General features: G+C 72.5%; 20 protein-coding genes. 15 read left to right on the top strand and 5 right to left on the bottom strand.

Translation table 11 applies throughout. The annotated features are described in order from the left end of the window. Positions 1 to 66: 66 nt before the first annotated feature. The 3 genes from ABZ714_RS07540 (at position 67) to ABZ714_RS07530 (ending at position 3134) form a co-directional block, all read left to right on the top strand. Complete coding sequence (locus tag ABZ714_RS07540; RefSeq protein ID WP_358824212.1) at positions 67 to 987, top strand: ParB/RepB/Spo0J family partition protein; 921 nt, start codon at positions 67 to 69, stop codon at positions 985 to 987. A 679-nt stretch (positions 988 to 1666) separates the two neighbouring features. Beyond that, complete coding sequence (locus tag ABZ714_RS07535) at positions 1667 to 2149, top strand: MarR family winged helix-turn-helix transcriptional regulator (RefSeq protein WP_358824269.1); 483 nt, start codon at positions 1667 to 1669, stop codon at positions 2147 to 2149. 250 nt (positions 2150 to 2399) lie between these two features. Next, entirely contained in the window at positions 2400 to 3134 is a 735-nt protein-coding gene (locus ABZ714_RS07530; RefSeq protein WP_358824268.1) for a gamma-glutamyl-gamma-aminobutyrate hydrolase family protein, read from the top strand. Positions 3135 to 3309: 175 nt separating this feature from the next. On the opposite strand, the gene sepH is transcribed toward ABZ714_RS07530, so the two are convergent. Beyond that, positions 3310 to 4395 carry a septation protein SepH gene (gene sepH / locus ABZ714_RS07525; RefSeq protein WP_358824211.1) on the bottom strand — a complete coding sequence of 362 codons (1086 nt, stop codon included), beginning with the start codon at positions 4393 to 4395 and terminating at the stop codon, positions 3310 to 3312. 456 nt (positions 4396 to 4851) lie between these two features. On the opposite strand from sepH, the gene ABZ714_RS07520 reads away from it, so the two are divergent. Further along, positions 4852 to 5748, top strand: a complete 897-nt coding sequence (locus ABZ714_RS07520) for a hypothetical protein (RefSeq protein WP_358824210.1) — start codon at positions 4852 to 4854, stop codon at positions 5746 to 5748. A gap of 8 nt (positions 5749 to 5756) precedes the next feature. Here the strand turns inward: ABZ714_RS07520 and ABZ714_RS07515 are convergent, their stop codons facing one another. Then, complete coding sequence (locus tag ABZ714_RS07515) at positions 5757 to 7079, bottom strand: D-arabinono-1,4-lactone oxidase (RefSeq protein WP_358824209.1); 1323 nt, start codon at positions 7077 to 7079, stop codon at positions 5757 to 5759. Beyond that, the gene (locus ABZ714_RS07510) at positions 7036 to 8283 is read right to left on the bottom strand and encodes an MFS transporter (protein ID WP_358824208.1); all 1248 of its coding nucleotides are present in this window, start codon (positions 8281 to 8283) and stop codon (positions 7036 to 7038) included. Before ABZ714_RS07510 ends, ABZ714_RS07515 begins: the two co-directional genes overlap by 44 nt. A 226-nt stretch (positions 8284 to 8509) precedes the next feature. Between ABZ714_RS07510 and ABZ714_RS07505 the strand changes: the two genes are divergently transcribed. Further along, positions 8510 to 9637, top strand: a complete 1128-nt coding sequence (locus ABZ714_RS07505) for a ferrochelatase (RefSeq protein ID WP_358824207.1) — start codon at positions 8510 to 8512, stop codon at positions 9635 to 9637. Positions 9638 to 9749: 112 nt separating this feature from the next. After that, positions 9750 to 10565 (top strand): inositol monophosphatase family protein, encoded by an 816-nt coding sequence (locus ABZ714_RS07500; protein ID WP_358824206.1) that lies wholly within the window; start codon positions 9750 to 9752, stop codon positions 10563 to 10565. A 301-nt stretch (positions 10566 to 10866) separates the two neighbouring features. Here ABZ714_RS07500 and ABZ714_RS07495 read toward each other — a convergent pair whose 3' ends face one another. Next, on the bottom strand, positions 10867 to 11034 hold the full coding sequence (locus ABZ714_RS07495; RefSeq protein ID WP_358824205.1) for a hypothetical protein: 168 nt from the start codon (positions 11032 to 11034) through the stop codon (positions 10867 to 10869). 381 nt (positions 11035 to 11415) lie between these two features. Between ABZ714_RS07495 and ABZ714_RS07490 the strand changes: the two genes are divergently transcribed. The 4 genes from ABZ714_RS07490 (at position 11416) to ABZ714_RS07475 (ending at position 14990) form a co-directional block, all read left to right on the top strand. Further along, positions 11416 to 12069, top strand: coding sequence for a response regulator transcription factor (locus ABZ714_RS07490; RefSeq protein WP_146482805.1), 654 nt, complete (start codon positions 11416 to 11418; stop codon positions 12067 to 12069). A 3-nt stretch (positions 12070 to 12072) separates the two neighbouring features. Beyond that, the gene (locus ABZ714_RS07485) at positions 12073 to 13305 is read left to right on the top strand and encodes a HAMP domain-containing sensor histidine kinase (protein WP_358824204.1); all 1233 of its coding nucleotides are present in this window, start codon (positions 12073 to 12075) and stop codon (positions 13303 to 13305) included. A gap of 418 nt (positions 13306 to 13723) precedes the next feature. After that, the gene (locus tag ABZ714_RS07480; RefSeq protein ID WP_006345898.1) at positions 13724 to 14020 is read left to right on the top strand and encodes a DUF4193 domain-containing protein; all 297 of its coding nucleotides are present in this window, start codon (positions 13724 to 13726) and stop codon (positions 14018 to 14020) included. 13 nt (positions 14021 to 14033) lie between these two features. After that, entirely contained in the window at positions 14034 to 14990 is a 957-nt protein-coding gene (locus ABZ714_RS07475; protein ID WP_358824203.1) for a hypothetical protein, read from the top strand. A gap of 24 nt (positions 14991 to 15014) precedes the next feature. Here ABZ714_RS07475 and ABZ714_RS07470 read toward each other — a convergent pair whose 3' ends face one another. Beyond that, positions 15015 to 15470 (bottom strand): DUF3093 domain-containing protein, encoded by a 456-nt coding sequence (locus tag ABZ714_RS07470; RefSeq protein ID WP_358824202.1) that lies wholly within the window; start codon positions 15468 to 15470, stop codon positions 15015 to 15017. Between the two features lie 247 nt (positions 15471 to 15717). Between ABZ714_RS07470 and ABZ714_RS07465 the strand changes: the two genes are divergently transcribed. From ABZ714_RS07465 to ABZ714_RS07445, 5 genes are all read left to right on the top strand, one after another. After that, a complete protein-coding gene (locus ABZ714_RS07465) occupies positions 15718 to 16290 on the top strand; it encodes a PaaI family thioesterase (RefSeq protein WP_358824267.1) in 573 nt (190 codons plus the stop codon). Between the two features lies 1 nt (position 16291). Continuing rightward, positions 16292 to 16843 (top strand): dUTP diphosphatase, encoded by a 552-nt coding sequence (gene dut, locus ABZ714_RS07460; RefSeq protein ID WP_358824201.1) that lies wholly within the window; start codon positions 16292 to 16294, stop codon positions 16841 to 16843. 1 nt (position 16844) lies between these two features. Further along, positions 16845 to 17630 (top strand): DUF3710 domain-containing protein, encoded by a 786-nt coding sequence (locus tag ABZ714_RS07455; RefSeq protein ID WP_358824200.1) that lies wholly within the window; start codon positions 16845 to 16847, stop codon positions 17628 to 17630. 447 nt (positions 17631 to 18077) lie between these two features. Further along, positions 18078 to 18833, top strand: coding sequence for an ABC transporter ATP-binding protein (locus ABZ714_RS07450; protein ID WP_358824199.1), 756 nt, complete (start codon positions 18078 to 18080; stop codon positions 18831 to 18833). A gap of 213 nt (positions 18834 to 19046) precedes the next feature. Beyond that, on the top strand, positions 19047 to 21590 hold the full coding sequence (locus tag ABZ714_RS07445; RefSeq protein ID WP_358824198.1) for a sensor histidine kinase KdpD: 2544 nt from the start codon (positions 19047 to 19049) through the stop codon (positions 21588 to 21590). Positions 21591 to 21704 lie beyond the last annotated feature (114 nt).

Genomic DNA, 21704 nt, shown 5'->3' with positions numbered 1-21704 from the left:
CGGGCTTGAACACGGGGAACTCGGGCGGCTAGCAAGAGGAAAGGGCTCACCAGCATGTCATCCGATATGTTCATCGAGACCGACAGGACGCTCCAGACACGACCCAAGAGTGACACGGACCGCCAGGAAGCCGCAGCCGGACAGCCTTCGGAACTACCGCTCGGTTCGATCGGCCAGAACCCGGACAACCCCCGGGAGCTGCGCGACCTCGACCCGCTGACCACCAGCATCCGGGAGATCGGGCTCGTCAACGCGATCACGGTCGCCTCCGTCGAGGCGTATGTACGGGAGCGACCGTCCCGTGCGCACGAACTCGCCGCGGGTGCCCGGTACATCGTCGTCGACGGCCACCGCCGGCTCGAAGCGGCCCGGCGGGCGGGGCTGACCGCCGTCCGGGTCAGCGTCGACGACGCGCTGGTCTCCACCGACCGCTCCCTCCTGGAAGCGGCGTTCGTCGCCAATGTGCACCGCGACGACATGAATCCGCTGGAGCAGGCGTACGCGCTCAAGAAGCTGGTGGAGTTCTACGGCTCCCAGAACAAGGCCGCCAAGCGGCTCGGGATCGCCCAGTCGACCATCTCCTCCAAACTGTCGGTCCTCGAGCTCGGGCCCGAACTCCAGGCCGACCTGCTCGCGGGGCGCCGCAAGGTCGTCCATGTGCGCAATCTCTCCCGGCTCAGCCCGCAGCAGCAGAAGCAGCGGGCCGACGCCAGGGCGGCGGCCTCCGAGTCCCGGAGCGCCGATACCCGGGGCGCCGGGCGCGCCACCGAGCACCGGCATCCGGCCCGGGTACACCCGCAGGGGATCAACGGCATCGCGCGCCAGCGCGGAGTCGTGACGATGCCCTGGGCCGACGGGGTGGCCTGTGCGGAGATCGCGATCGCCCGGATGCGTCCACTGGAGCGGCGGCGGATGCTCCAGCGGCTCTGGCACGAGGCCGAGAAGGAGGCCCGGGCGGCGCGTCAGACCGCGCACCGCCGGGTCTGAATCGGCCGTTCCGCCGCCCGGACGGGCCGGTCGCAGACCGGACCGACCATCCGGCCAGCCGGGTCGCCCGACCTGGAACCGGCCCGTCCGGAACACTTCGCGCCATCGACATGACACACCCCTCCAACCCCGTCCGCCCCACTACCCCCGTCATCCGCAGCCGACTCGATCTGACCCGTCGTGACCCGGACCGGCCCGACCTGGCCCCTGAACCGAACCGAACCGAACCGATCGGAACCGACCCGTCCGACAGCGCCCCGTGCCCCGGCGCCCGTTCACCGATCCGTACGGACCCGCCGCGCCACCCGGCTCCCCGACCCCCCTCCCGTCCGGCGCCTTCCCCCCTCTCGTACGCCGGTCCCGTCCGGTCCGGAGATCCGCAGCCCTCCCCGGACCGCGGCGGAAGCGGCGTACCCGCGAAGCGTCCCGACCCACGCCCGCCCCGGCACACCCGCACACCGGACCGGCCACCGCCCCTTCGGCCCGTCCGGAGACGATCACCCGCAGCGGCCGGACCCCTATGATCGGAACCCGACCGCCCGGGTGCCCGCGCACCCGGCCGTCGCCACGTCAGCCGCCCGCCGCAGGAGGGTTCTTGCCGGATCAGCACCCCGACTCCGGGACCTCGTACGCCCCGGGGGAAGCACCGGCCGACGGGCCGCTCCGGAGCGACCGGCTGATGGTGATGGGATATCTCTACCGGTCCGCCGCGTTCGTCCGGCAGCATCTGGAGAACTCGGCGCTGCGCGCCTGCGGGCTCTCCTGGACCGGTTTCGTCGTGCTGTGGGTGGTCCGGAGCCGGGGCGAGGCGGAGACCCGGCTGGTGGCCGAGGACGCGGGGATCTCCAAGGGCACCCTCACCGGAGTAGCCGGGACCCTGGAGTCCCGGGGCCTGCTGACCCGGACCGAACACCCCACGGACGGACGGCGGGTGCTGCTCTCCCTCACCGACGACGGCGAGGCCCTGATGGCACGGCTGCGCCCGGCCTTCGAAGCCGAAGTCGCCTTTGTCACGGCCCCGCTGGACGACGAGGAGTGCCGGCACACGGCCGAGGCGCTGCGCCGGGTCGCGGGGCAGATCCAGGAGTTCGGCCCGGACCGCCGCAGCGACGATCCGCGGCGCGGCGGACGCCGTCCGGCCGCCGCACCCCGCCACGACTGATATCCCGATACACCGCCTCTGTCGCCATAAACCAGACCGTCCGGCATATCCCACCGGAACGAATCACCGGCCCCGTGCAACCCCGGGCCTTGTGATCAGGTCCTTCAGAGGAGACTCGTACGCCCGGAAGGCCCGGCTCCGCCGCCCTTCAGCCGCTTGCCCGTAATTCGTTTGACGCCATACGATTCCCGTCTTCCGCAGCAGTCCGGCGACGGCCTGGACGCACAGACCCTTGGATCCGCCAGTGACCCTGCCGAGACCCCTCATCGCGATCCCCGCCCGCTTCTCCGCCTCCGCCTCGGGCCTGCGGTACGCCGCCATGGTCAGCGCCCGCGCGTTGGTGGACGCGGTGTGGCGGGCGGGCGGTGAACCCATCACGGTCCATCCGTACGCCCCCGGCGGCATCGCGTACGCGGACGACGTGGCGGCCCGGCTCGCCCGCTTCGACGGGGTCCTGCTGCCCGGTGGCGGGGAGATAGCCCCGCACCGTTACGGCGACGGCGCGAACGAGCACTATCCGGCGGACGGCCTCGACGACGAACAGGACGGCTTCGATCTGGAGCTGGCCCGGCAGGCGCTCCGTACCGGATTGCCGATCCTCGCGGTCTGCCGCGGCCTGCAGATCGTCAACACCGTGCTGGGCGGCACTCTGTACGAGGACACCCGCGGCCCGGAGACCGGTCACCGGCATCTGATCCATCCGGTGATGCTGCGGCCCGGTTCCCGGATCGCCCGGATCACCGGCGGCGAGACCGTCAAGGCGTCCTGCTACCACCACCACCGGGTGGACCGGCTCGGCGACGGACTACGGGTCACGGCCCGGGCCGCCGACGGCACTCCGGAGGGGCTGGAACTCGTCGGGGCCAAGGACTGGATGACGGCGGTGCAGTGGCACCCCGAGGACACCGCCCACGACGACCCGGCGCAGCAGCGGATCTTCGACGCGTTCGTCCGGGCGTCCGCGGGCGAGTCGGACCGCCGCTGACCCCCGGCCGGGCCACGGGCCGACACGGCGCCGACCAGCCGTACACAACCCGTCGATCGACCGTATACGGCCGCCGTCGGACCGCACGCAGGACGCGGGCAGACCGATTTTGACCGAAGGACGGCACCTATAGGGGCCGGTCGCCCGGGCGGCCGCTCGGCGGAGCGGCCCCCGGTCAGTCCTGCTTCTTGCGGCGGGTCCCGAACACGATCTCGTCCCAGCTCGGTACGGCGGCACGACGCCCCGGACGGACACCGTCCGCCTCGGCCTGCCGGTCCGTCGTCCCGATCAGCCGGTCCCGGTGTCCCGCCACCGAACGCGGCATCAGGACATCGGCGTACGCGGACCCCGCGCCCGCCGACGCCGCGGGCGCCACGCTCTCCTCCGCCTCCTCGGGCTCCGCGGCGGCCTCCGCCGCGGCCTCGGAGGGCGTCGGGCGCTCCGGTACGACCAGATCGCCCCGGAAGCTGGGAACGGCCTCCAGAAGGCTCGTCAGGGAGTCGCGCTCGCCGGTCTCGTCGGGCACCGGCGCGCCGCCGCCCGGTCCGGGGGAACGCTCCGGCGCCCGGTCGAGGGTCCGGTCCAACGGCCGGTCCCGGGGCAGCCGGGCGATCCTGGGCACGAACGGCACGCTGGCGTCCGGCGCGGCGATCGTGTCGTCGGTCTCCCCGATCAACGCCCTGGCCTCGTCGTCGACGGCCTGCACCAGCCGGCGCGGCGGGTCGTAGGTCCAGCTCGCCGCATGGGGCTCGCCCGCCACCCGGTAGACCAGCAGCACCTCCCAGGTGCCGTCGTCACGACGCCAGGAGTCCCACAGTGTGGTGTCCTTCTCCGCGCCGCGCAGTGCCAGCCGTTCCTTGACGGCCTCACCGAGCGGCGGACCGGAGTTCTCACCGGGGCGGCGTACGGGGGTCTTACGGGCGCGCTCGGCCATGAACGCGCGCTCCGCGAGTACCGGGCCCTCGAAGCGGCGCACCCGCTCCACCGGGATCCCGGCCAGCTGGGCGACCTCCTCGGCCGACGCTCCCGCGCGTATCCGCGCCTGGATGTCCCGGGGGCGGAGATGGCTCTCCACCTCGATCTCGATCTGGCCGAGCCGGGCGCGGTCGTTGCGTACGGCGGCTCGCAGCCGCTCGTCGATCGGAAGGGTGTACTCCGTGCTGTCCGCAGCCTTGAGCACCAGTCGTGTGCCGTCATTGGAGACGGCCACGACACGCAGTTCGGGCATGGGGACCTCCCGGGTGGTGCCTGCCGACGTCACCTGTGCGTCGCTGCTTCCGCTAGTCGAGTGTGGCCTGCCCGGGTGCAGCCTGCCACAACCTTGCCGAGTTGCTCCGGCGTGTCGGGCACGGGCCCGTGATCGCCGCTGTGGCACGGTTACCTGTTGACCACTCAGCGTGATCGCGAGATCACGCTGCGTGCAGATTTCCTTGCGGTATCGCGGCGCAGCCGGATCGAGCGCCGCTTTCGGCCCCCATTTCCCGGGTTCAGGGCACCCGTAAGGGAGTCCGGACCCAGGGATCGCCACAGTACTCCATTCGGGCCATCGGGGTGGACTGCCGCGCCCCGGAAGTTGACGCGACCGACCCCGATCGGCCATCGGGGCGGCGGCCACAGGTGTTCTCCTTCACAGAACCTCCCCAAAGGGAACTAATCATTCCGCCTGATCTGTCCCTCATGCGTAGCTGAAACGACGAAAGGCGAACAGGGGCCGACGATGCGAGAACCCCCGTACACCGGTACCGGCCGGATCAGCCGGAACGATCCGCCGGACCCCACGGGACAACAGGGGCCCCGGCGCCTCGATCTGAGCGTCCCCCAGGTCGCCGGGAGCGCGCTGGCCGCCGTCGCCGCGGCGGTGCTCGCCTCCCGGCTGGGGGTGTACGGCACGATCATCGGCGCCGGAGTCGTCTCCGTCGTGGCCACCTGCGGCGGCTCGGTCTTCCAGCACCTCTTCAGCCGTACCGGTGACCAGTTGCGCGGCTCCGGCCCCGGTCGGGCTCCGGCCGCCGCTGTCCCCGCGACGGCGCCCGGTCCCGAACCGGGTCCGGGTCCGGGCGCCGGGGAGTTCGGTGCCGCCACCACGCACGGCTCCCGGGTACGCGGCTGGAAGCGCCCGGTGGCCGCCGCGGCCGTCGTCTTCGGTGTCGCCATGGCCGGGATCACCGGCTACGAGGTGCTCTCCGGCTCCGGTCTCGACGGCGGCGGGGGCACCACCGTGGGAACGGTCGTCCGGGGCGGAAACGGAGGCGAGGGCTCCGGCCCGGCCCGCGAGGACCGGGAGCCGCCGCGGGAGCAGCAGCGGCCGGAGCCCGGCCGGGGCGGGGACGACGGCACAGAGGGCACAGAGGGAACGCCCACCGCGCCCGCGGACCCGGAGCGGCCCGACGGGGGGACCACCCCGGCCCCGGAACCGGGCGGCGACACCCCCGAGCCGCCCGCCGGGAAACCCGCGCCCGCGCCCTCCGGCTCCCCCGGTGCCTCTCCCGGCCCGTCGTCGCCCGGGACCGGTTCCCCCGCCCCCGGCCCGGCCTCGGGCGCCGACGGCGACGGTACGGGCCAGGGCGCGGCGCAGGGGACCACCGGCACCCGCCAGGACGGCACGGCCCGGTAGACCGGCCGTCAGGCCCCCAGTACCCGCCGCAGATAGTCGTTGCCGAACCGCCGCTCCGGGTCCAGCCGGTCCCGTAGCGCCGTGAACTCCCCGAACCGGGGGTAGACCCGGGCCAGCTGCCCGGCGTCCCTGGTGTGCAGCTTCCCCCAGTGCGGCCGGCCGCCGTGGGCGGTCATCACCCGTTCCACAGCCGTGAAGTAGGCCCGGTGTGGCGCGCCCCGGTACTGGTGGACGGCGATGTAGGCACTGTCCCGGCCCGACGCGGTGGAGAGGGTGATGTCGTCGGCCGGGGCGGTCCTGACCTCGACCGGGAAGCCGATCTTCAGCGGGGAGCGTTCGATCATGGCCTTGACCTCGCGCAGCGCCGCCGTACACGCCTCCCGGGGCACCGCGTACTCCATCTCCAGGAAGCGCACCCGGCGCGGTGAGGTGAAGACCTTGTAGGGGATGTCGGTGTAGGTACGGGCCGAGAGCGCGCGGCTGGCGATCCGCGCGATCGCGGGGACGGCGGCGGGCACCGCGCGGCCGACCGTACTGGCCACCTGGAAGAGTCCGTTGGCGAGGAGTTCGTCCTCGATCCAGGCGCCGACCGCGCCGGGCGGGGCGGCGGGCCCGGGGCTGCGGTTGTTCCGCTTGGTGGTGCAGTTGTCCGTATGCGGGAACCAGTAGAACTCGAAGTGCTCGTTCTCCGCGTACAGCGCGTCGAAGTCGGCCGTGACCCGGTCGAAGGACATCGGCTCCTCGCGCGCGGTCAGCAGGAAGAGGGGTTCGACGGCGAGGGTGACCGCGGTGATCACTCCGAGGGCGCCCAGGCCGATCCTGGCGGCGGCGAAGACCTCGGCGTTGTGGTCGGCGTCGCAGGTCATCAGGGTTCCGTCGGCGGTGACCAGCTCCAGGGCGCGGATCTGGGCGGCAAGGGAGCCGGAGTCACGGCCGGTGCCGTGGGTGCCGGTACTGACCGCCCCGGCGACGGTCTGCGCCATGATGTCGCCCATGTTGGCGAGGGAGAGGCCCTCCCGGGCGAGGGCGGTGTTCAGCCTGCGCAAGGGGGTGCCGGATTCGACGGTGACCGTCATCGCGGTCCGGTCGATCCGCCGGATGCCGGTGAGCAGACCGGGGCGGATCAGCAGCCCGTCGGTGGCGGCGACGGCCGTGAACGAGTGCCCCGTGCCGACCGTCTTCACCGTGAGGCCGTCCTCGGCGGCCCGCCGTATCGCGTCGGCGACCTCGTCCGCGGAGGCGGGCGAGGTCTCGCGGACCGGCCGCGCGGTGACGTTCCCCGCCCAGTTACGCCAGACGCGTGTCCCGTTCGCCCTGCTGATCGTGCTCATCGACCGGCTGCCCCTCCGTCGTCGGCACCGGCTCGGCCAGCCGGCGGTATCCGAGGAACGCCACCACGGCGGCCAGCGCTCCGGCAACCCCCGGGACGGCGTAGGCCGTCCGGGCGCCCCATTCGTCGACGGCGATGCCCGCCGCTCCCGAGCCGAGCGCGACCCCGACCGCGAGTCCGGTACTGACCCAGGTCATGCCCTCGGTCAGCTTGGTGCCAGGGACGTGCGAGGCGACCAGCGCCATGGTGGTCACCATCGTCGGGGCGATGGCCAGGCCCGCGAAGAAGAGCACGGCGCAGAGTGCGACCAGATTCCCGGCCAGTTGGAGCGGGATCAGACTGACGGCCATCACACAGACGCCCAGCAGCCAGCGCCGGGGGGCGGACCCCTTCGGCCGCAGCAATCCGAAGACGAGACCGGCCAGACACGATCCGGCCGCGTAGATCGCCAGCGCCACACTGGACGCGGCCTTGTTGCCCTGTTCCTCGGCGAAGGCGACGGAGACCACCTCGACGGAGCCGAAGACGGCGCCCGTGGCCACGAAGGTGACCACCAGCACCTGAAGCGCGCGTGAGGCCAGCGCCGAACCCGGGGTGTGCTCCTCGCGCGGGGCGGGCACCGGCTCGGTGGCCTTCTGCGCGGTCAGCCAGAACACCCCGACCAACAGGAAAAGCGCGGCAAGTACTGGTCCGGCGGCGGGGAACCAGCCGGTGGAGAGCCCGATCGCGAGCGGCGGACCGGCGATGAAGCAGAGTTCGTCGACGATCGCCTCCCACGAGTACGCCGTGTGCAGCTCCTTCCGGTCCCGGTAGATCGCCGCCCAGCGGGCCCGGACCATCGAGCCGACGCTGGGTACGCAGCCGGTGCCGACGGCGAACAGGAAGAGGGTCCAGACCGGCGCTTCGGCGGTGGCGCAGAGGATCAGTCCCGTTCCGGAGGCGACCGACACCAGAGTCGCCGGGCGGAGTACCCGGGTCTGTCCGTGCCGGTCGACCAGCCGGGAGATCCGGGGGCCGATCGCGGCCGCGGCCAGGGCGATGGTCGCCGCGACGAGTCCGGCGAGCCGGTAGCGGCCGGTCAGCTCGGAGATCATCGCCAGGACGCCGACGCCGGTCATCGCCAGCGGCAGCCTTCCGACGAGTCCCGCGGCGGAGAACGCCGTGGCGCCCGGGGCGGCGAAGATGGCGCGGTAGGGGCTGGGCAACACGTTCTCCGGAGGGGGCGGCCGGTAAGGCGTATCAGTGCGATGACAGGTTACGACCCCGGTTCGGCTCGGCGCACCGGGGTTTGTCCCACCCGCTGTGAGCTGCGACGACTCCTCCGCGACCGGGCCGGGTCCGGTCATCGGCCCGGGGGCCGTACGCGCGCCGCGAAAGTCCCGGCGGCGGGTGGGTGCGGCGTTGTCGGTGCCGGGTGGCAGGATCGGTGACATGTCCGACCAGCGTGACTCCGCACCGTACGACGCCCTGCTGCTGCTCTCCTTCGGCGGCCCCGAGGGACCCGACGACGTGGTCCCGTTCCTCGAGAACGTGACCCGGGGCAGAGGTATCCCCAAGGAGCGGCTGAAGGAGGTAGGGCAGCACTACTTCCTGTTCGGCGGCGTCAGTCCGATCAACGACCAGAACCGTGCCCTGCTGGACGCCCTCCGGAAGGACTTCGCGGCCCACGGTCTCGATCTCCCGGTCTACTGGGGCAACCGCAACTGGGACCCGTATCTGACCGACACCCTGCGCGAGATGGTCCGGGACGGCCGCCGCCGGATCGTGACGCTCACCACCAGCGCCTACGCCTCCTACTCGGGCTGCCGTCAGTACCGCGAGAATCTGGCGGACTCGCTGGCGGCGCTGGCCGCGGAGGGCCTGGAGCCGCCGCGGGTGGACAAGCTGCGGCACTACTTCAACCATCCGGGGTTCCTGCGGCCGATGATCGACGGGGTGCTCGCGGCCCTGGCCGAGCTGCCCGAGGACGTCCGGGCGGGCGCCCGTCTGGCCTTCACCACGCACTCGATCCCGGACGCCGCGGCGGACACCTCCGGCCCGGTCGCCGGGCACGGCGAGGGCGGGGCGTACGTCCGCCAGCATCTGGACGCGGCCCGGGTGATCGCGGACGCGGTCCGTGCGGAGACCGGGGTGGAGCGGCCCTGGCGGCTGGTCTACCAGTCGCGCAGTGGCGCCCCGCACATTCCCTGGCTGGAGCCGGACATCTGCGACCACTTGGAGGAGCTGCACGCGGCGGGGGCACCGGCGGCCGTGATGGTCCCCATCGGGTTCGTCTCGGACCATATGGAGGTGCTGTACGACCTGGACACGGAGGCGGCGGCCAAGGCGGCCGAGCTGGGGCTGCCGGTGCGGAGGTCGGCGACGGTCGGCGCGGATCCCCGGTTCGCGGCGGCCGTGCGGGAGCTGGTGCTGGAGCGGGCGGCGAAGGAGCGCGGCGAGCCGGTCGCCCCGTGCGCGCTCGGGGCGCTGGGGCCGTCGCACGATCTCTGTCCGGTGGGCTGCTGTCCGGCGCGTACCCCGCGGCCCGCCGCCGCGGGCGCGGACAGTCCGTACGCCTGAGGGGGTGTCCGCCCCGTCCGGGGCCGCTCCGTGCGGGCCCGGACCTCCCGGGCGCGCCCGTGCCCGGTGTCTTCTCCCGTATCCGCCCAGAAGACCGTGTCGACCGTGAGGAATGGCCGTGACCGCGACGAGTGACCCCCTGCTCCCCGAACTGCTCGCCCTGGCGCTGGAGGCCGCCGACCGGGCCGGGCGGCTGCTGCGCGACGGCCGTCCGGACGATCTGTCGGTCGCCGCCACCAAGTCCAGCCCGATCGACGTCGTCACCGAGATGGACATCGCGGCGGAGAAGCTGATCACCGGCTTCCTGGCGGAGCGCAGGCCGGACGACGGCTTCCTCGGCGAGGAGGGGGCCTCCCGGGAGGGTACGAGCGGGGTCCGCTGGGTCGTCGATCCCCTGGACGGGACCGTGAACTATCTCTACGGGCTGCCGACCTGGGCCGTGTCGATCGCGGCACAGCGGGAGGGCGAGACGGTGGTCGGCGTGGTCGCGGTCCCGATGCGGGGCGAGACCAGCCGGGCCGTGGCCGGGGGCGGCGCGTTCCTGAACGACCGGCGGATCCGCTGCCGTCCGGCGCCCCCGCTGGACCAGGCGCTGATCTCCACGGGCTTCAACTACGTCGCGGACGTCCGGGCCCATCAGGCGCGGGTCGCGGAGCGGCTGATCCCCCGGGTCCGGGACATCCGGCGCGGTGGCGCCGCCGCGGTGGACCTCTGCGATGTGGCGGCGGGCCGGCTGGACGGCTACTACGAGCGGGGGCTGAACCCCTGGGATCTGGCGGCGGGCGATCTGATCGCCCGGGAGGCGGGCGCGCTCACCGGCGGACGGCCGGGCGAGGCCCCGTCGGGCGAGCTGGCCGTAGCGGCCCCGCCGGGGGTCTTCGAGCCGCTGCAGGGCCTGCTGGAGAGGTTCGGCGCCTGGCACGACTGAGAGACCGGGGCAGCGGGACCGGAGGGCGCCACGGCGGCGGCCGGGACCCGCTACCCGGGCCCCGGCGGTCCGGGACGGGGCAATCGACACGGCGCGGCGGCGGACGGAAACGGGCGCGGGCCCGGCGCCGAGCGCGCCGGACCCGCGTCCGTACCGTCGATCATGTGCCCGTTCGGCCCGTCCGCGCTCCCCGGTCGGGGGCCGTCCCGTTGTGACGAGCGATGAGGTCGCCGATTTTTCCGGATGGGTTCCGGTGGGGGGATTCCGTTGCCCGGGAAGGCGGATCGCCGGGCCCGGCGGCTCAGGCCGCGTTGACCTCCACGCCGTGTTCGGCGGCGAGGCGTCGAAGGTCTTCCAGCTCGGCCAGCTCGACATCCGCGAGGAAGTCGTCACCGGTCTCGCGAGCCAGGTCGAGGTCCGTCTCGGCGGCCTTTATGCGCTCCAGCAGTCCATCGGTGAATGCGTCCATATGCGCCCCCTCGTCGTGGGTGGTGGCGGGCACGGGGGTGTGCCACGGTGCTCTCCGGCGCGGACAGCCGCGGACGGCGAGCGGGCGATCACGGCCCCGGCCGGTCCCGGCGGCGGGCGGACGCATACGGGGGATGCGCCCTTTCGGGGGTGTGATCGCGGGTGTCTTCTCGTCCTCCCCCGGCCTTCCCTCAGAGAAACCTCAACTGCGCCGGAAATCCCGTTGATTCCCGTACGATCCGACGGCGTTTCCCGGCCCCCGGCGACCCGGAGCAACCCGCCTTACAGCCGGTTTACGCGCGTAACGGGCAGGATGGACGCGCACAGAAAGTGCACGGACACGCCCTGATCGGGTCGACGGGGCCAAGGGAAGGATCGCGACGTGCGCGTACTCGTCGTCGAGGACGAGCAGCTGCTCGCCGATGCGGTGGCCACCGGGCTGCGCCGGGAGGCCATGGCGGTCGACGTGGTGTACGACGGCGCAGCCGCCTTGGAGCGGATCGGGGTGAACGACTACGACGTGGTGGTTCTCGACCGCGATCTTCCGCTGGTCCACGGCGACGACGTCTGCCGCAGGGTCGTCGAGCTGGGAGTGCCCACCCGGGTGCTGATGCTGACCGCGTCCGGGGACGTCTCGGACCGGGTGGAGGGCCTGGAGCTGGGCGCGGACGACTATCTGCCCAAGCCCTTCGCGTTCACCGAGCTGACGGCCCGGGTCCGGGCCCTGGGGCGGCGGACGACGGTTCCGCTGCCGCCGGTTCTGGAGCGGGCCGGGATCAAGCTGGACCCCAACCGGCGCGAGGTGTTCCGGGACGGCCGGGAGATCCAGCTCGCCCCGAAGGAGTTCGCGGTGCTGGAGGTGCTGATGCGCAGCGAGGGCGCCGTGGTCTCGGCGGAGCAGCTGCTGGAGAAGGCGTGGGACGAGAACACCGACCCGTTCACGAATGTGGTACGGGTGACCGTGATGACCCTGCGCCGTAAGCTCGGCGAGCCGCCGGTGATCGTCACCGTGCCCGGCTCGGGTTACCGGATCTGACCGGTGGCAGGCACTCCCCCGCCCCCCAAGGTCCCCCCGAAGCCGTCCTGGGACCCTCGTACGCCGGTCCGGCCACTGCTGCGGCCGACGATCCGGATACGGCTCACCCTGCTGTACGGCGGAATGTTCCTGATCGCGGGCATCCTGCTGCTGTCGATCATCTATCTGCTGGCGGCCCAGGCCCTGCACGACGGCAACGGTCTGCCGTTCAAGATCCTCTCGGGGAAGTTCCAGGCCACCACGGGCTGGTGCAAGCTGCCCGCCGAGGGCACCGGCGACCAGTTCGGCGAGGCGGTCGCCCGGTGCTTCGCCCAGCAGCGGGAGGTGGCGCTGAACGATTTGCTGCGCCGCTCCCTCTTCGCGCTGCTGGGCCTGAGCATCATCGCCTTCGCCTTCGGCTACGCGATGGCGGGCCGGGTCCTGTCCCCGCTGGGCCGGATCACCCGTACCGCCCGCCAGGTCGCCGGTTCGGACCTCTCGCGCCGGATCCAGCTGGACGGCCCGGAGGACGAGCTGAAGGAGCTGGCGGACACCTTCGACGAGATGCTGGCCCGGCTGGAGCGGGCCTTCAGCGCCCAGCAGCGGTTCGTCGCCAACGCGTCGCACGAGCTGCGGACCCCGCTGGCGATCAACCGCACCCTGCTGGAGGTCCATCTCTCGGACCCGGGCGCCCCGGCGGAGCTGCGGCAGCTCGGCAAGACGCTGCTGGCGACCAACGAGCGGAGTGAGCAGCTCGTGGAGGGTCTGCTGCTGCTGGCCCGGAGCGACAACCAGATCGTCGAGCGCAAGCCGGTGGACCTGGCCGAGGTGGCCACCCGGGCCGTGGACCAGACCCGGAGCGAGGCCGACGAGCGAGGCGTGGAGATCCGGGGGGAGCGTACGCCGGCGGTCGTCCAGGGCAATGGTGTGCTCCTGGAGCGCATCGCGCTCAATCTGGTGCAGAACGCCGTCCGGTACAACGTTCCGGACGGGGGCTGGGTCGAGGTGGCCACGAGGACGGAGCCCGGCCGGGCGGTCCTGGTCGTGGAGAACACGGGCCCGATGGTCCCGGCGTACGAGATCGACAATATCTTCGAGCCGTTCCGCAGACTGCGGCAGGAGCGGACGGGGAGCGACAAGGGTGTCGGTCTCGGTCTGTCGATCGTCCGGTCGGTGGCTCGGGCCCACGGGGGACGTATCATCGCGGAGCCCCGGGAGGGCGGTGGACTCGTGATGCGCGTCACTCTGCCGCTCTGAGTCCGGCCCGGGTCGCTGACCGTGATCACATGCGTGCAGGAAGTCCGTTCGCTTTTGGCGGAATTTTCGGGACCTGTTCCCGGGTTGCCCATGTGTGATCGATCACAGGGACGATTTTCGGACCATCCACTCTCCGTGATCATGCACCTTCCGGAAAGCCGGGAAAAGTCCGGGTTTCCGGGGGTCGGGATCACGGGAAGTACACGGGGTGGCGCCCGTGAGCTGCGACATTCGGATCGTGTACGGTCCCCATCGCCATCCAACCCGATCACTCCCGAGGGATCCGGTTGGGTGTCGATTGAGTAACAGACCTTGATGTGAGGCAAAATCTCCGCCTCAGGTCGGGCACAAGTCCGGCCTCTCACGCGTTACGTGCGCTGGAGACACCGCAATCACACCCAGAGGGGGAGAGCGACACATGGCAACGGACTACGACACCCCACGCAAGACCGACGACGATGTCGATTCGGACAGCCTTGAGGAACTGAAGGCCCGCCGGAACGACAAGTCGACCTCGACCGTCGACGTAGACGAGTTCGAGGCCGCCGAGGGCATGGAGCTGCCCGGCGCGGACCTCTCCAACGAGGAGCTGGCCGTCCGGGTGCTGCCCAAGCAGGCCGACGAGTTCACCTGCATGAGCTGCTTCCTGGTCCATCACCGCAGTCAGCTGGCCCGTGAGAAGAACGGTCAGCCGATCTGCCGCGACTGCGAGTAAGGTCCGGTCGGCCGTGGCAGGCGAGACACCGTCGCGGAAGCGGCGTTTCCGGCGTCAGAAGCCGTCGGAGACGTATCAGGGCGGTTCGGGACCGTCCGGGGCTCCAGAGCCCTCGGACGAGCGCTCGGCCGCCCTCCTGCCCCATGCCGTGGGAGACGACGGGCGAGGCCCAGCGGCCTCGCCTGAGACCCTCCCGGCGCTTCCCCACCAGGGAGCGGAGACGGCGGACGGGCCCCCGGCGAAATCCGGACGACTGGCCGGTGTGCGCGCGGGCGTACGCAGAAGCGGTCAGGGCGCCCGGGCCGCCGTCGGCTACCTCGCCGACCGGATCATCGACAACGCGCCGCGTATCCCGGTACGCGATCTGACGACCCTGCGCGCGCAGTTCCCGGGGCTGGGCCCCGAGCAGCTCGCCGACAAGCTGGTAGCGGGCGCGGCGAACGGCACGGCCACGGTCGGGGCGGGCGTCGGAGCCGCCGCGATGCTTCCCGTACCGCCCGCGATGCCCGCCGAGCTGGCCACCGAGATCACCGGCGTGGCGGCGATAGAGCTGAAGCTGATCGCCGAGCTGTACGAGGTCTACGGCCTCCGCCCGCCGGGCACGCTCAAGGAGCGCAGCACCATCTATCTGGCCACCTGGTCGGAGGAGCGCGGCATCGACGTGACCAAACCGTCGACGTACAAGAACGCCGCTCTCGTCAGCAGCGGACTCAAGCGCGAGCTGCGCCAGCAGATCATGAAGCGGATGATCCGGAACCTGCCGAATCTGCTGCCCTTCATGGTCGGGGCGGCCGTCGGCGCCGTGATCAACCGCCGGGACACCCGCCAGCTCTCCGAGCGCATCCGCAAGGACCTGCGGGTCCGCCAGGTGCCGTGGGACGCGCTGGAGGCCCTTCCGCCGCTGGAGCAGCCCAAGGAGCTGGAACGGCCCGCCGAGCAGGTCGCCCGCCGCGGCGAGCCGGAGCGCTGAGGGCCCGACGGCCGGTCCGGACGATCAGCCCGAGAGCGCGGCGGCCAGCGCCTGGGGGTCGCGGGTCGACAGATAGACGTACGGCGTCGGGTCGGCCGGGTCGGTGACCTCGATCCGGACCGCGGTCGGCACGTAGCTGCGCAGCAGCATGAAGGCGCGCGGATCCGCCTTGTACGAGCGCCAGGCCCGGGCCTCCTCGGGATCCAGCACCTCCGGCTCGCCGAGCGCCGTGAGCGGGATCCTGGCGTCCCCCGCGACCAGGGACCCGGCGACCACCCGGATCCGGGCGGAGCCGTACGAACTCACCACGGCCCCGGCCAGCAGCGATACGACGATCACCGTGATCAGCGTCGCCAGCAGGCCGACCGGGAAGACGGTGAGTCCGCCGGTGAGCCCGAGCAGCAGAACGATCACCCACCACAGGGGCGGGGCGGTCAGACGTTCGTCGTAGCGGGGCGCGGCGGCGGATGAGGGCTGCATGCGGCCAAGTCTGGCAGGGGCCCCGGCGGGTCCGGCCCGCGGGTACGGCCCGGCGCCCGGGGCTCGTACGGATGTCCGGACCGCCCGCCGCTGCGGACCGGTGGGCAGGGTTCGAACGGGGCGTGCGCGGGTGTGCGCCGACGGCTCGCGTGAGCCGACCGGCCGACCGCGGGTAAGGTCTGCGCCTGTGAGCACCGCTAATCCACCGGGTCCCGACCCCTCGCCGACGGGTCCGGCGACCGCCCGTATGTCGCCCCTGACGCCTCCGGCCGACGCCGTACCCCCGGTACGGCACCCCGAGGCCCCGGCACCCGGTGAGCCGCTCGGCACCCACTACGAGCAGTGCTTCGGCTGTGGCGGCGACCAGCCCCATGGTCTGCGGCTCGCGGCCCGGGCGGGCGAGGGCGTGAGCATCACGGCCGAGTTCACCGTACGGCCCGCCCATCAGGGCGCCCCCGGCCTGGCCCACGGCGGGGTGCTGACCACCGCCCTCGACGAGTCCCTGGGCTCCCTGACCTGGCTGCTGCGGACGATCGCCGTCACCGGCCGGCTGGAGACCGATTTCGTCGCGCCGGTCCCGGTGGGCACGGCGCTCTTCCTCCGGGCCGAGGTGACCGCGGTGGCCGGACGGAAGATCTACGCCCGGGCCGAGGGCCGGATCGGCGGCCCCGACGGACCGCTCGCCGTCCGGGCGAAGGCCCTCTTCATCGAGGTCGGGGTCGATCACTTCATCGACCACGGCCGCCCGGAGGAGATCGAGGCCGCCATGGCCGACCCCGACCAGATCCGCCGCGCACGCGCTTTCGAGGTGAACCCCTGACATGTCCATCGCTGCCAGCCCCCCCGGCCCGCACGACGCCCTCGACGTACTGATCCGCCGGGTCGATCCGGAGGTGCCGCTGCCGTCCTACGCGCACCCCGGCGACGCCGCCGCCGATCTGGTCACCCGCGAGGCGGCCGAGCTGGCCCCCGGCGAGCGGGCCGTGCTGCCGACGGGGGTCTCGATCGCCCTGCCCGACGGGTACGCCGCCTTCGTCCATCCGCGATCCGGCCTCGCGGCCCGCTGCGGAGTAGCCTTTGTGAATGCCCCGGGGACGATTGACGCCGGGTACCGTGGGGAAATCAAGGTGATCGTGATCAATCTCGATCCGCGCGAGAGTGTGCGGTTCGAGCGCTTCGACCGCATCGCCCAGCTGGTCGTCCAGAAGGTCGAGAAGGTGCGCTTCCACGAGGTGGCGGAGCTTCCCGGCTCGGCACGGGCCGAGGGGGGCTTCGGGTCCACCGGCGGCCATGCCGCCGTGGGCGGCCGTACGGATGGTTCAACGGGTGGGAATCGATACGCTTCCGTCGTATCCGACCGGGAAGGACAGTGACGTGTTCGGACGTCGCAAGAAGAGTGGTTCCGCGAGCGACGCGGACGCGGCCGGCGAGACCGAGCAGGTCGAAGCGGCCCTGGACGGGCCCGGCGCGGAGGACTCCGCCGACGCCGAAGACGCCCCCCGGCGGGTGAACCTTCCCCCGGCCCCGCGGCCCGACGGCCCCTGGGACGAGTCCGAGGTGTCCAAGGCCGCCGAGGGCCGGGTGGACCTGGGTGGTCTCTTCGTGCCCGGAGTCGAGGGCATGGAGCTGCGGGTCGAGGTCGCCGGTGACGCGATCGTCGCCGCCACGGTCGTCCTGCGGGACAGCGCGATCCAGCTCCAGGCGTTCGCGGCGCCGAAGAAGGAAGGCATCTGGGGCGAGGTCCGCGAGGAGATCGCCGGCGGTATCACCCAGCAGGGCGGGGTGATCGACGAGGTCGAGGGCCCGCTCGGCTGGGAGCTGCGGGCGCAGGTGCCGGTCCAGCTCCCGGACGGCACGGGCGGGGTCCAGCTGGTGCGCTTCGTCGGGGTCGACGGGCCGCGCTGGTTCCTCCGCGGCGTCATCTCGGGCCAGGGCGCGGTCCAGCCGGAGGCGGCCGGGCTGCTGGAGCAGATCTTCCGCGACACGGTCGTGGTCCGCGGTGACGGGCCGATGGCCCCGCGTGACCCGATCGTCCTCAAGCTCCCCGAGGACGCCCAGATGGTGCCCGAGGGCGTCCAGCAGGAGGAGCAGGCGACCTCCCGCTTCTCCGGCGGCATGGGCCAGCTCCAGCGGGGTCCGGAGATCACCGAGGTCCGCTGACCCGCCGCACCGGCGTCGTACCGCGTCCGACGGGCCGCGTCCCCCTTTTCCACAGGGGGGTGCGGCCCGTCGTCGTACCCCGTAACGTGCCGGTCACAGCACTAGGTCGTGTCTGACAAACAGCGCCGTCCGTCCGCAGGGCGGGGCCCGCGGCGTCCGGTGCGGGCGATCCGCGACGGCGGTGGAGGTCCCCCCGGCGAAGCCGGGGGGCGGTCTCCCTCGTACGGGACGTACTGGGGAAACCCCGACAACGCCGGGGGTACCACCCGTGCCCGAAGGGCTAGGTGGAGAGCGCGCGTGCCGGGCGTCGCGGGCCAGGCGGTTTGACGACCCGGCCCATATCGCCGGTGCCCCGCGGGGCCGCGGCGGCCCGCGCCGTCCGCGGACCGGCTACGGGACGGCCGGGTAAGGAGCTGTGCGGTGTACGGGAACGACAAGGGGGATCTCATGAGTACGGACGAGAGCACGGAAGCGACGGCCGCGGCGGGTACGGCGGTGGCCGAGGAGCCGATGGTGCGGGTCGAGGACCTGCACCGGACGTACGGCTCCGGCGCCGGGGCGGTGCACGCGCTGCGCGGGGTCTCCTTCGAGGTGCCCCGGGGCGAGCTGGTGGCGCTGAAGGGCCGCTCCGGGTCGGGGAAGACGACGCTGCTGAATCTCGTGGGCGGTCTCGACACCCCCGACGGGGGACGGATCCGGCTGGACGGCACGGATCTCTCCGGGCTGGGCGAGAACGAGCTGCTGGAGCTGCGGCGGGACCGGATCGGCTTTGTCTTCCAGTCGTTCGGGCTGATCCCGATCCTGACCGCCGCGGAGAACGTGGGGGTGCCGCTGCGGCTGCGGGGCGCCCCAGTCCGGGAGCGGGACGAGCGGGTGGAGCTGCTGCTCTCCCTGGTCGGCCTGGCGGACCACGCGGCCCAGCGCCCCACGGAGCTCTCCGGCGGCCAGCAGCAGCGGGTGGCCATCGCCCGGGCGCTGGCCAATCGCCCGGCCCTGCTGATCGCGGACGAGCCGACCGGTCAGCTCGACGCGGAGACCGGGCTCTCGGTGATGGAGCTGTTGCGCGCGGTGGTCCGGGCCGAGGGGGTGACGGCGCTGGTCGCCACCCATGACGCCCAGCTGCTCGGTCTGGCGGACCGGGTGCTGGAGCTGCACGACGGCGGGATAGCCGAGACGGCCGCCGCCGGGGCCGCCCGGGACTGACTGCCGTCCGCCCGGCCCGTCGGCGGAGCGGCCAGGGCCGTCCCGGGGTGGTCACGCGGTACGGGTGGGGCGGATGGACATCAGAATCGCGTCAATACCGTCCCTCCCGCCCACCCTCCACCCGATTTGCCCGTTTCCTTCGCCGTATCGTCGTCGCAGCGTAGGAGCGGTACGGCGAGAACGCCCGACCGCCTTGTGAAAGACAATGGGGCCATGGCACGCGGCAAGCTTCGGATCTATCTCGGCGCGGCACCGGGCGTGGGCAAGACCTACGCCATGCTCTCCGAGGCCCATCGCCGGGTGGAGCGGGGCACGGACTGCGTGGTCGCCTTCGTGGAGCACCACGACCGGCCGCGTACCGAGGTGATGCTGCACGGCCTGGAGCAGATCCAGCGCCGGGAGCTGGAGTACCGGGGCGCGACGTTCACCGAGATGGATGTGGACGCGGTCCTGGAGCGCCGTCCGGCGGTCGCGCTGGTGGACGAGCTGGCGCATACGAATGTGCCGGGTTCGCGCAACGCCAAGCGCTGGCAGGACGTGGCGGAGCTGCTGGCCGCCGGGATCGATGTGATATCGACGGTCAACATCCAGCACTTCGAGTCCCTCGGGGACGTGGTGGAGTCGATCACCGGCGTCCGGCAGCGGGAGACCGTACCGGACGAGGTGGTGCGGCGGGCGGAGCAGATCGAGCTGGTGGACATGGCGCCGCAGGCGCTGCGCCGCCGGATGGCCCACGGCAATATCTACAAGCCCGACAAGGTCGACGCGGCCCTGTCGAACTACTTCCGGCCGGGCAATCTGACTGCGTTGCGCGAACTGGCCCTGCTCTGGGTGGCCGACCGGGTCGACGAGTACCTCCAGCAGTACCGGGGCGAGCACAACATCCGCTCGACCTGGCAGGCGCGGGAGCGCATCGTCGTCGGGCTGACCGGCGGGCCGGAGGGCCGGACCCTGATCCGGCGGGCGGCCCGGATGGCGGCCAAGGGGTCGGGCAGCGAGATCCTGGCCGTCTACATCGCCCGCAGCGACGGGCTGACCTCGGCGTCGCCGAAGGAGCTGGCGGTCCAGCGCACCCTGGTCGAGGATCTCGGAGGGACGTTTCACCATGTGATAGGCGACGACATCCCCTCGTCGCTGCTGGAGTTCGCCCGGGGCGTCAACGCCACCCAGATCGTGCTGGGCTCCAGCCGCCGCAAGACCTGGCAGTACATCTTCGGCCCCGGGGTGGGGGCGACGGTGGCCCGGGAGTCCGGGCTCGACCTCGATGTCCATATCGTCACCCATGACGAGGCGGGGAAGGGCCGGGGGCTGCCGGTCGCGCGCGGGGCCCGGCTCGGCCGGTCCCGGATCATCGCGGGCTGGCTGATCGGGGTGGCCGTCCCCCTGCTGCTGTCGCTGCTGCTGAACGCGATGGACGACAGCCTCGGGCTGGCCAACGACGTACTGCTCTTCCTCTTCGCCACGGTGATGGCGGCGCTGCTGGGCGGGCTGCTCCCGGCGCTGGCGTCGGCCGCCGTGGGTTCCGTCCTGCTGAATTACTACTTCACCCCGCCCGTGCACACCCTGACCGTGTACGACCCGAAGAACATCGTGGCCATCGTCATCTTCTTCGCCGTGGCGGTCGCGGTGGCGTCCGTGGTGGACCTGGCGGCCCGCCGGACCCATCAGGCGGCCCGGCTGCGCGCCGAGTCCGAGATCCTCTCCTTCCTCGCCGGGAGCGTGCTCCGCGGGGAGACGTCGCTGGACGCGCTGTTGCAGCGGGTGCGGGAGACCTTCGGGATGGAGTCGGTGGCGCTGCTGGAGCGGACCAGCGACGTCGACCCGTGGACCACGGCCGGGAGCGTCGGCCCCCGGTCGGTCGTCAGGCCCGAGGACGCCGATGTGGACATGCCGGTCGGGGACCATATGGCGCTGGCGCTCTCGGGGCGGGTGCTGCCCGCCGAGGACCGCCGGGTGCTGGCCGCGTTCGCGGCCCAGGCGGCCGTCGTCCTCGACCGCCAGCGGCTGGTCGGCGAGGCCGAGGAGGCTCGCAGACTGGCCGAGGGCAACCGGATCCGTACGGCCCTGCTCGCCGCCGTCAGCCATGATCTGCGGACCCCGCTGGCGGCGATCAAGGCGGCCGTCAGCTCACTCCGCTCCGACGACGTGGCCTGGTCCGACGAGGACGAGGCGGAGCTGCTGGCGGGGATCGAGGACGGCGCGGACAGACTTGACCATCTTGTGGGCAATCTCCTCGACATGTCCCGTCTCCAGACGGGTACGGTCACCCCGTTGATGCGGGTGACCGATCTCGACGAGGTGGTGCCCATGGCCCTGGTCTCCGTCCCCATCGAGAGTGTGGAGCTGGACATCCCGGAGACGCTGCCGATGGTCACCGTGGACCGGGGGCTGCTGGAGCGCGCGGTGGCGAACATCGTCGAGAACGCGGTCAAGTACAGCCCGGAGGCGACCGCGGTGGCGGTCTCGGCGAGCACGCTCGGCGACCGGGTGGAGGTCCGGGTCGTGGACCGGGGCCCCGGGGTGCCGGACGACGAGAAGGAGCGGATCTTCGAGCCGTTCCAGCGGTACGGGGACGCCCCGCGCGGCGCCGGGGTGGGACTGGGCCTCGCGGTGGCCCGGGGCTTCGTCGAGGCCATGGGCGGCACGCTGTCGGCCGAGGACACCCCGGGCGGCGGGATGACCATGGTCCTCACGCTCACCGTGGCCCCCGGCACGGCACCGGTGACACCTGATCTCCCCGCGCAGGTCACCTCGTGAGCCGTGGCCGGGACCGGCGGCCCGGTGGCCGCCCCCGCCGTGCCGACCCCGGCGGCGAACCCATCCGTGACACCGCAGACAGCGACGGAACCCCGCGGACCCCGCGGCACCTGA

The sequence above is a fragment of the Streptomyces sp. NPDC006798 genome, assembly GCF_040635975.1.
Taxonomy (GTDB): Bacteria; Actinomycetota; Actinomycetes; order Streptomycetales; family Streptomycetaceae; genus Streptomyces.
The sequence above is the reverse complement of the archived record's forward strand: the minus strand, read 5'-3'. Positions and strand labels throughout refer to the sequence as shown.

Excerpts from the sequence above, each read along its gene's own strand:
- ABZ714_RS07540 (WP_358824212.1), top strand. The coding sequence starts at position 67 with ATGTTCATCGAGACCGACAGGACGCTCCAGACACGACCCAAGAGTGAC.
- ABZ714_RS07535 (WP_358824269.1), top strand. The coding sequence starts at position 1,667 with ATGGTGATGGGATATCTCTACCGGTCCGCCGCGTTCGTCCGGCAGCAT.
- ABZ714_RS07520 (WP_358824210.1), top strand. The coding sequence starts at position 4,852 with ATGCGAGAACCCCCGTACACCGGTACCGGCCGGATCAGCCGGAACGAT.
- ABZ714_RS07515 (WP_358824209.1), bottom strand. The coding sequence starts at position 7,079 with ATGAGCACGATCAGCAGGGCGAACGGGACACGCGTCTGGCGTAACTGG.
- ABZ714_RS07505 (WP_358824207.1), top strand. The coding sequence starts at position 8,510 with ATGTCCGACCAGCGTGACTCCGCACCGTACGACGCCCTGCTGCTGCTC.
- ABZ714_RS07500 (WP_358824206.1), top strand. The coding sequence starts at position 9,750 with ATGGCCGTGACCGCGACGAGTGACCCCCTGCTCCCCGAACTGCTCGCC.
- ABZ714_RS07495 (WP_358824205.1), bottom strand. The coding sequence starts at position 11,034 with ATGGACGCATTCACCGATGGACTGCTGGAGCGCATAAAGGCCGCCGAG.
- ABZ714_RS07480 (WP_006345898.1), top strand. The coding sequence starts at position 13,724 with ATGGCAACGGACTACGACACCCCACGCAAGACCGACGACGATGTCGAT.
- ABZ714_RS07470 (WP_358824202.1), bottom strand. The coding sequence starts at position 15,470 with ATGCAGCCCTCATCCGCCGCCGCGCCCCGCTACGACGAACGTCTGACC.
- ABZ714_RS07465 (WP_358824267.1), top strand. The coding sequence starts at position 15,718 with ATGTCGCCCCTGACGCCTCCGGCCGACGCCGTACCCCCGGTACGGCAC.
- dut (WP_358824201.1), top strand. The coding sequence starts at position 16,292 with ATGTCCATCGCTGCCAGCCCCCCCGGCCCGCACGACGCCCTCGACGTA.
- ABZ714_RS07450 (WP_358824199.1), top strand. The coding sequence starts at position 18,078 with ATGAGTACGGACGAGAGCACGGAAGCGACGGCCGCGGCGGGTACGGCG.
- ABZ714_RS07445 (WP_358824198.1), top strand. The coding sequence starts at position 19,047 with ATGGCACGCGGCAAGCTTCGGATCTATCTCGGCGCGGCACCGGGCGTG.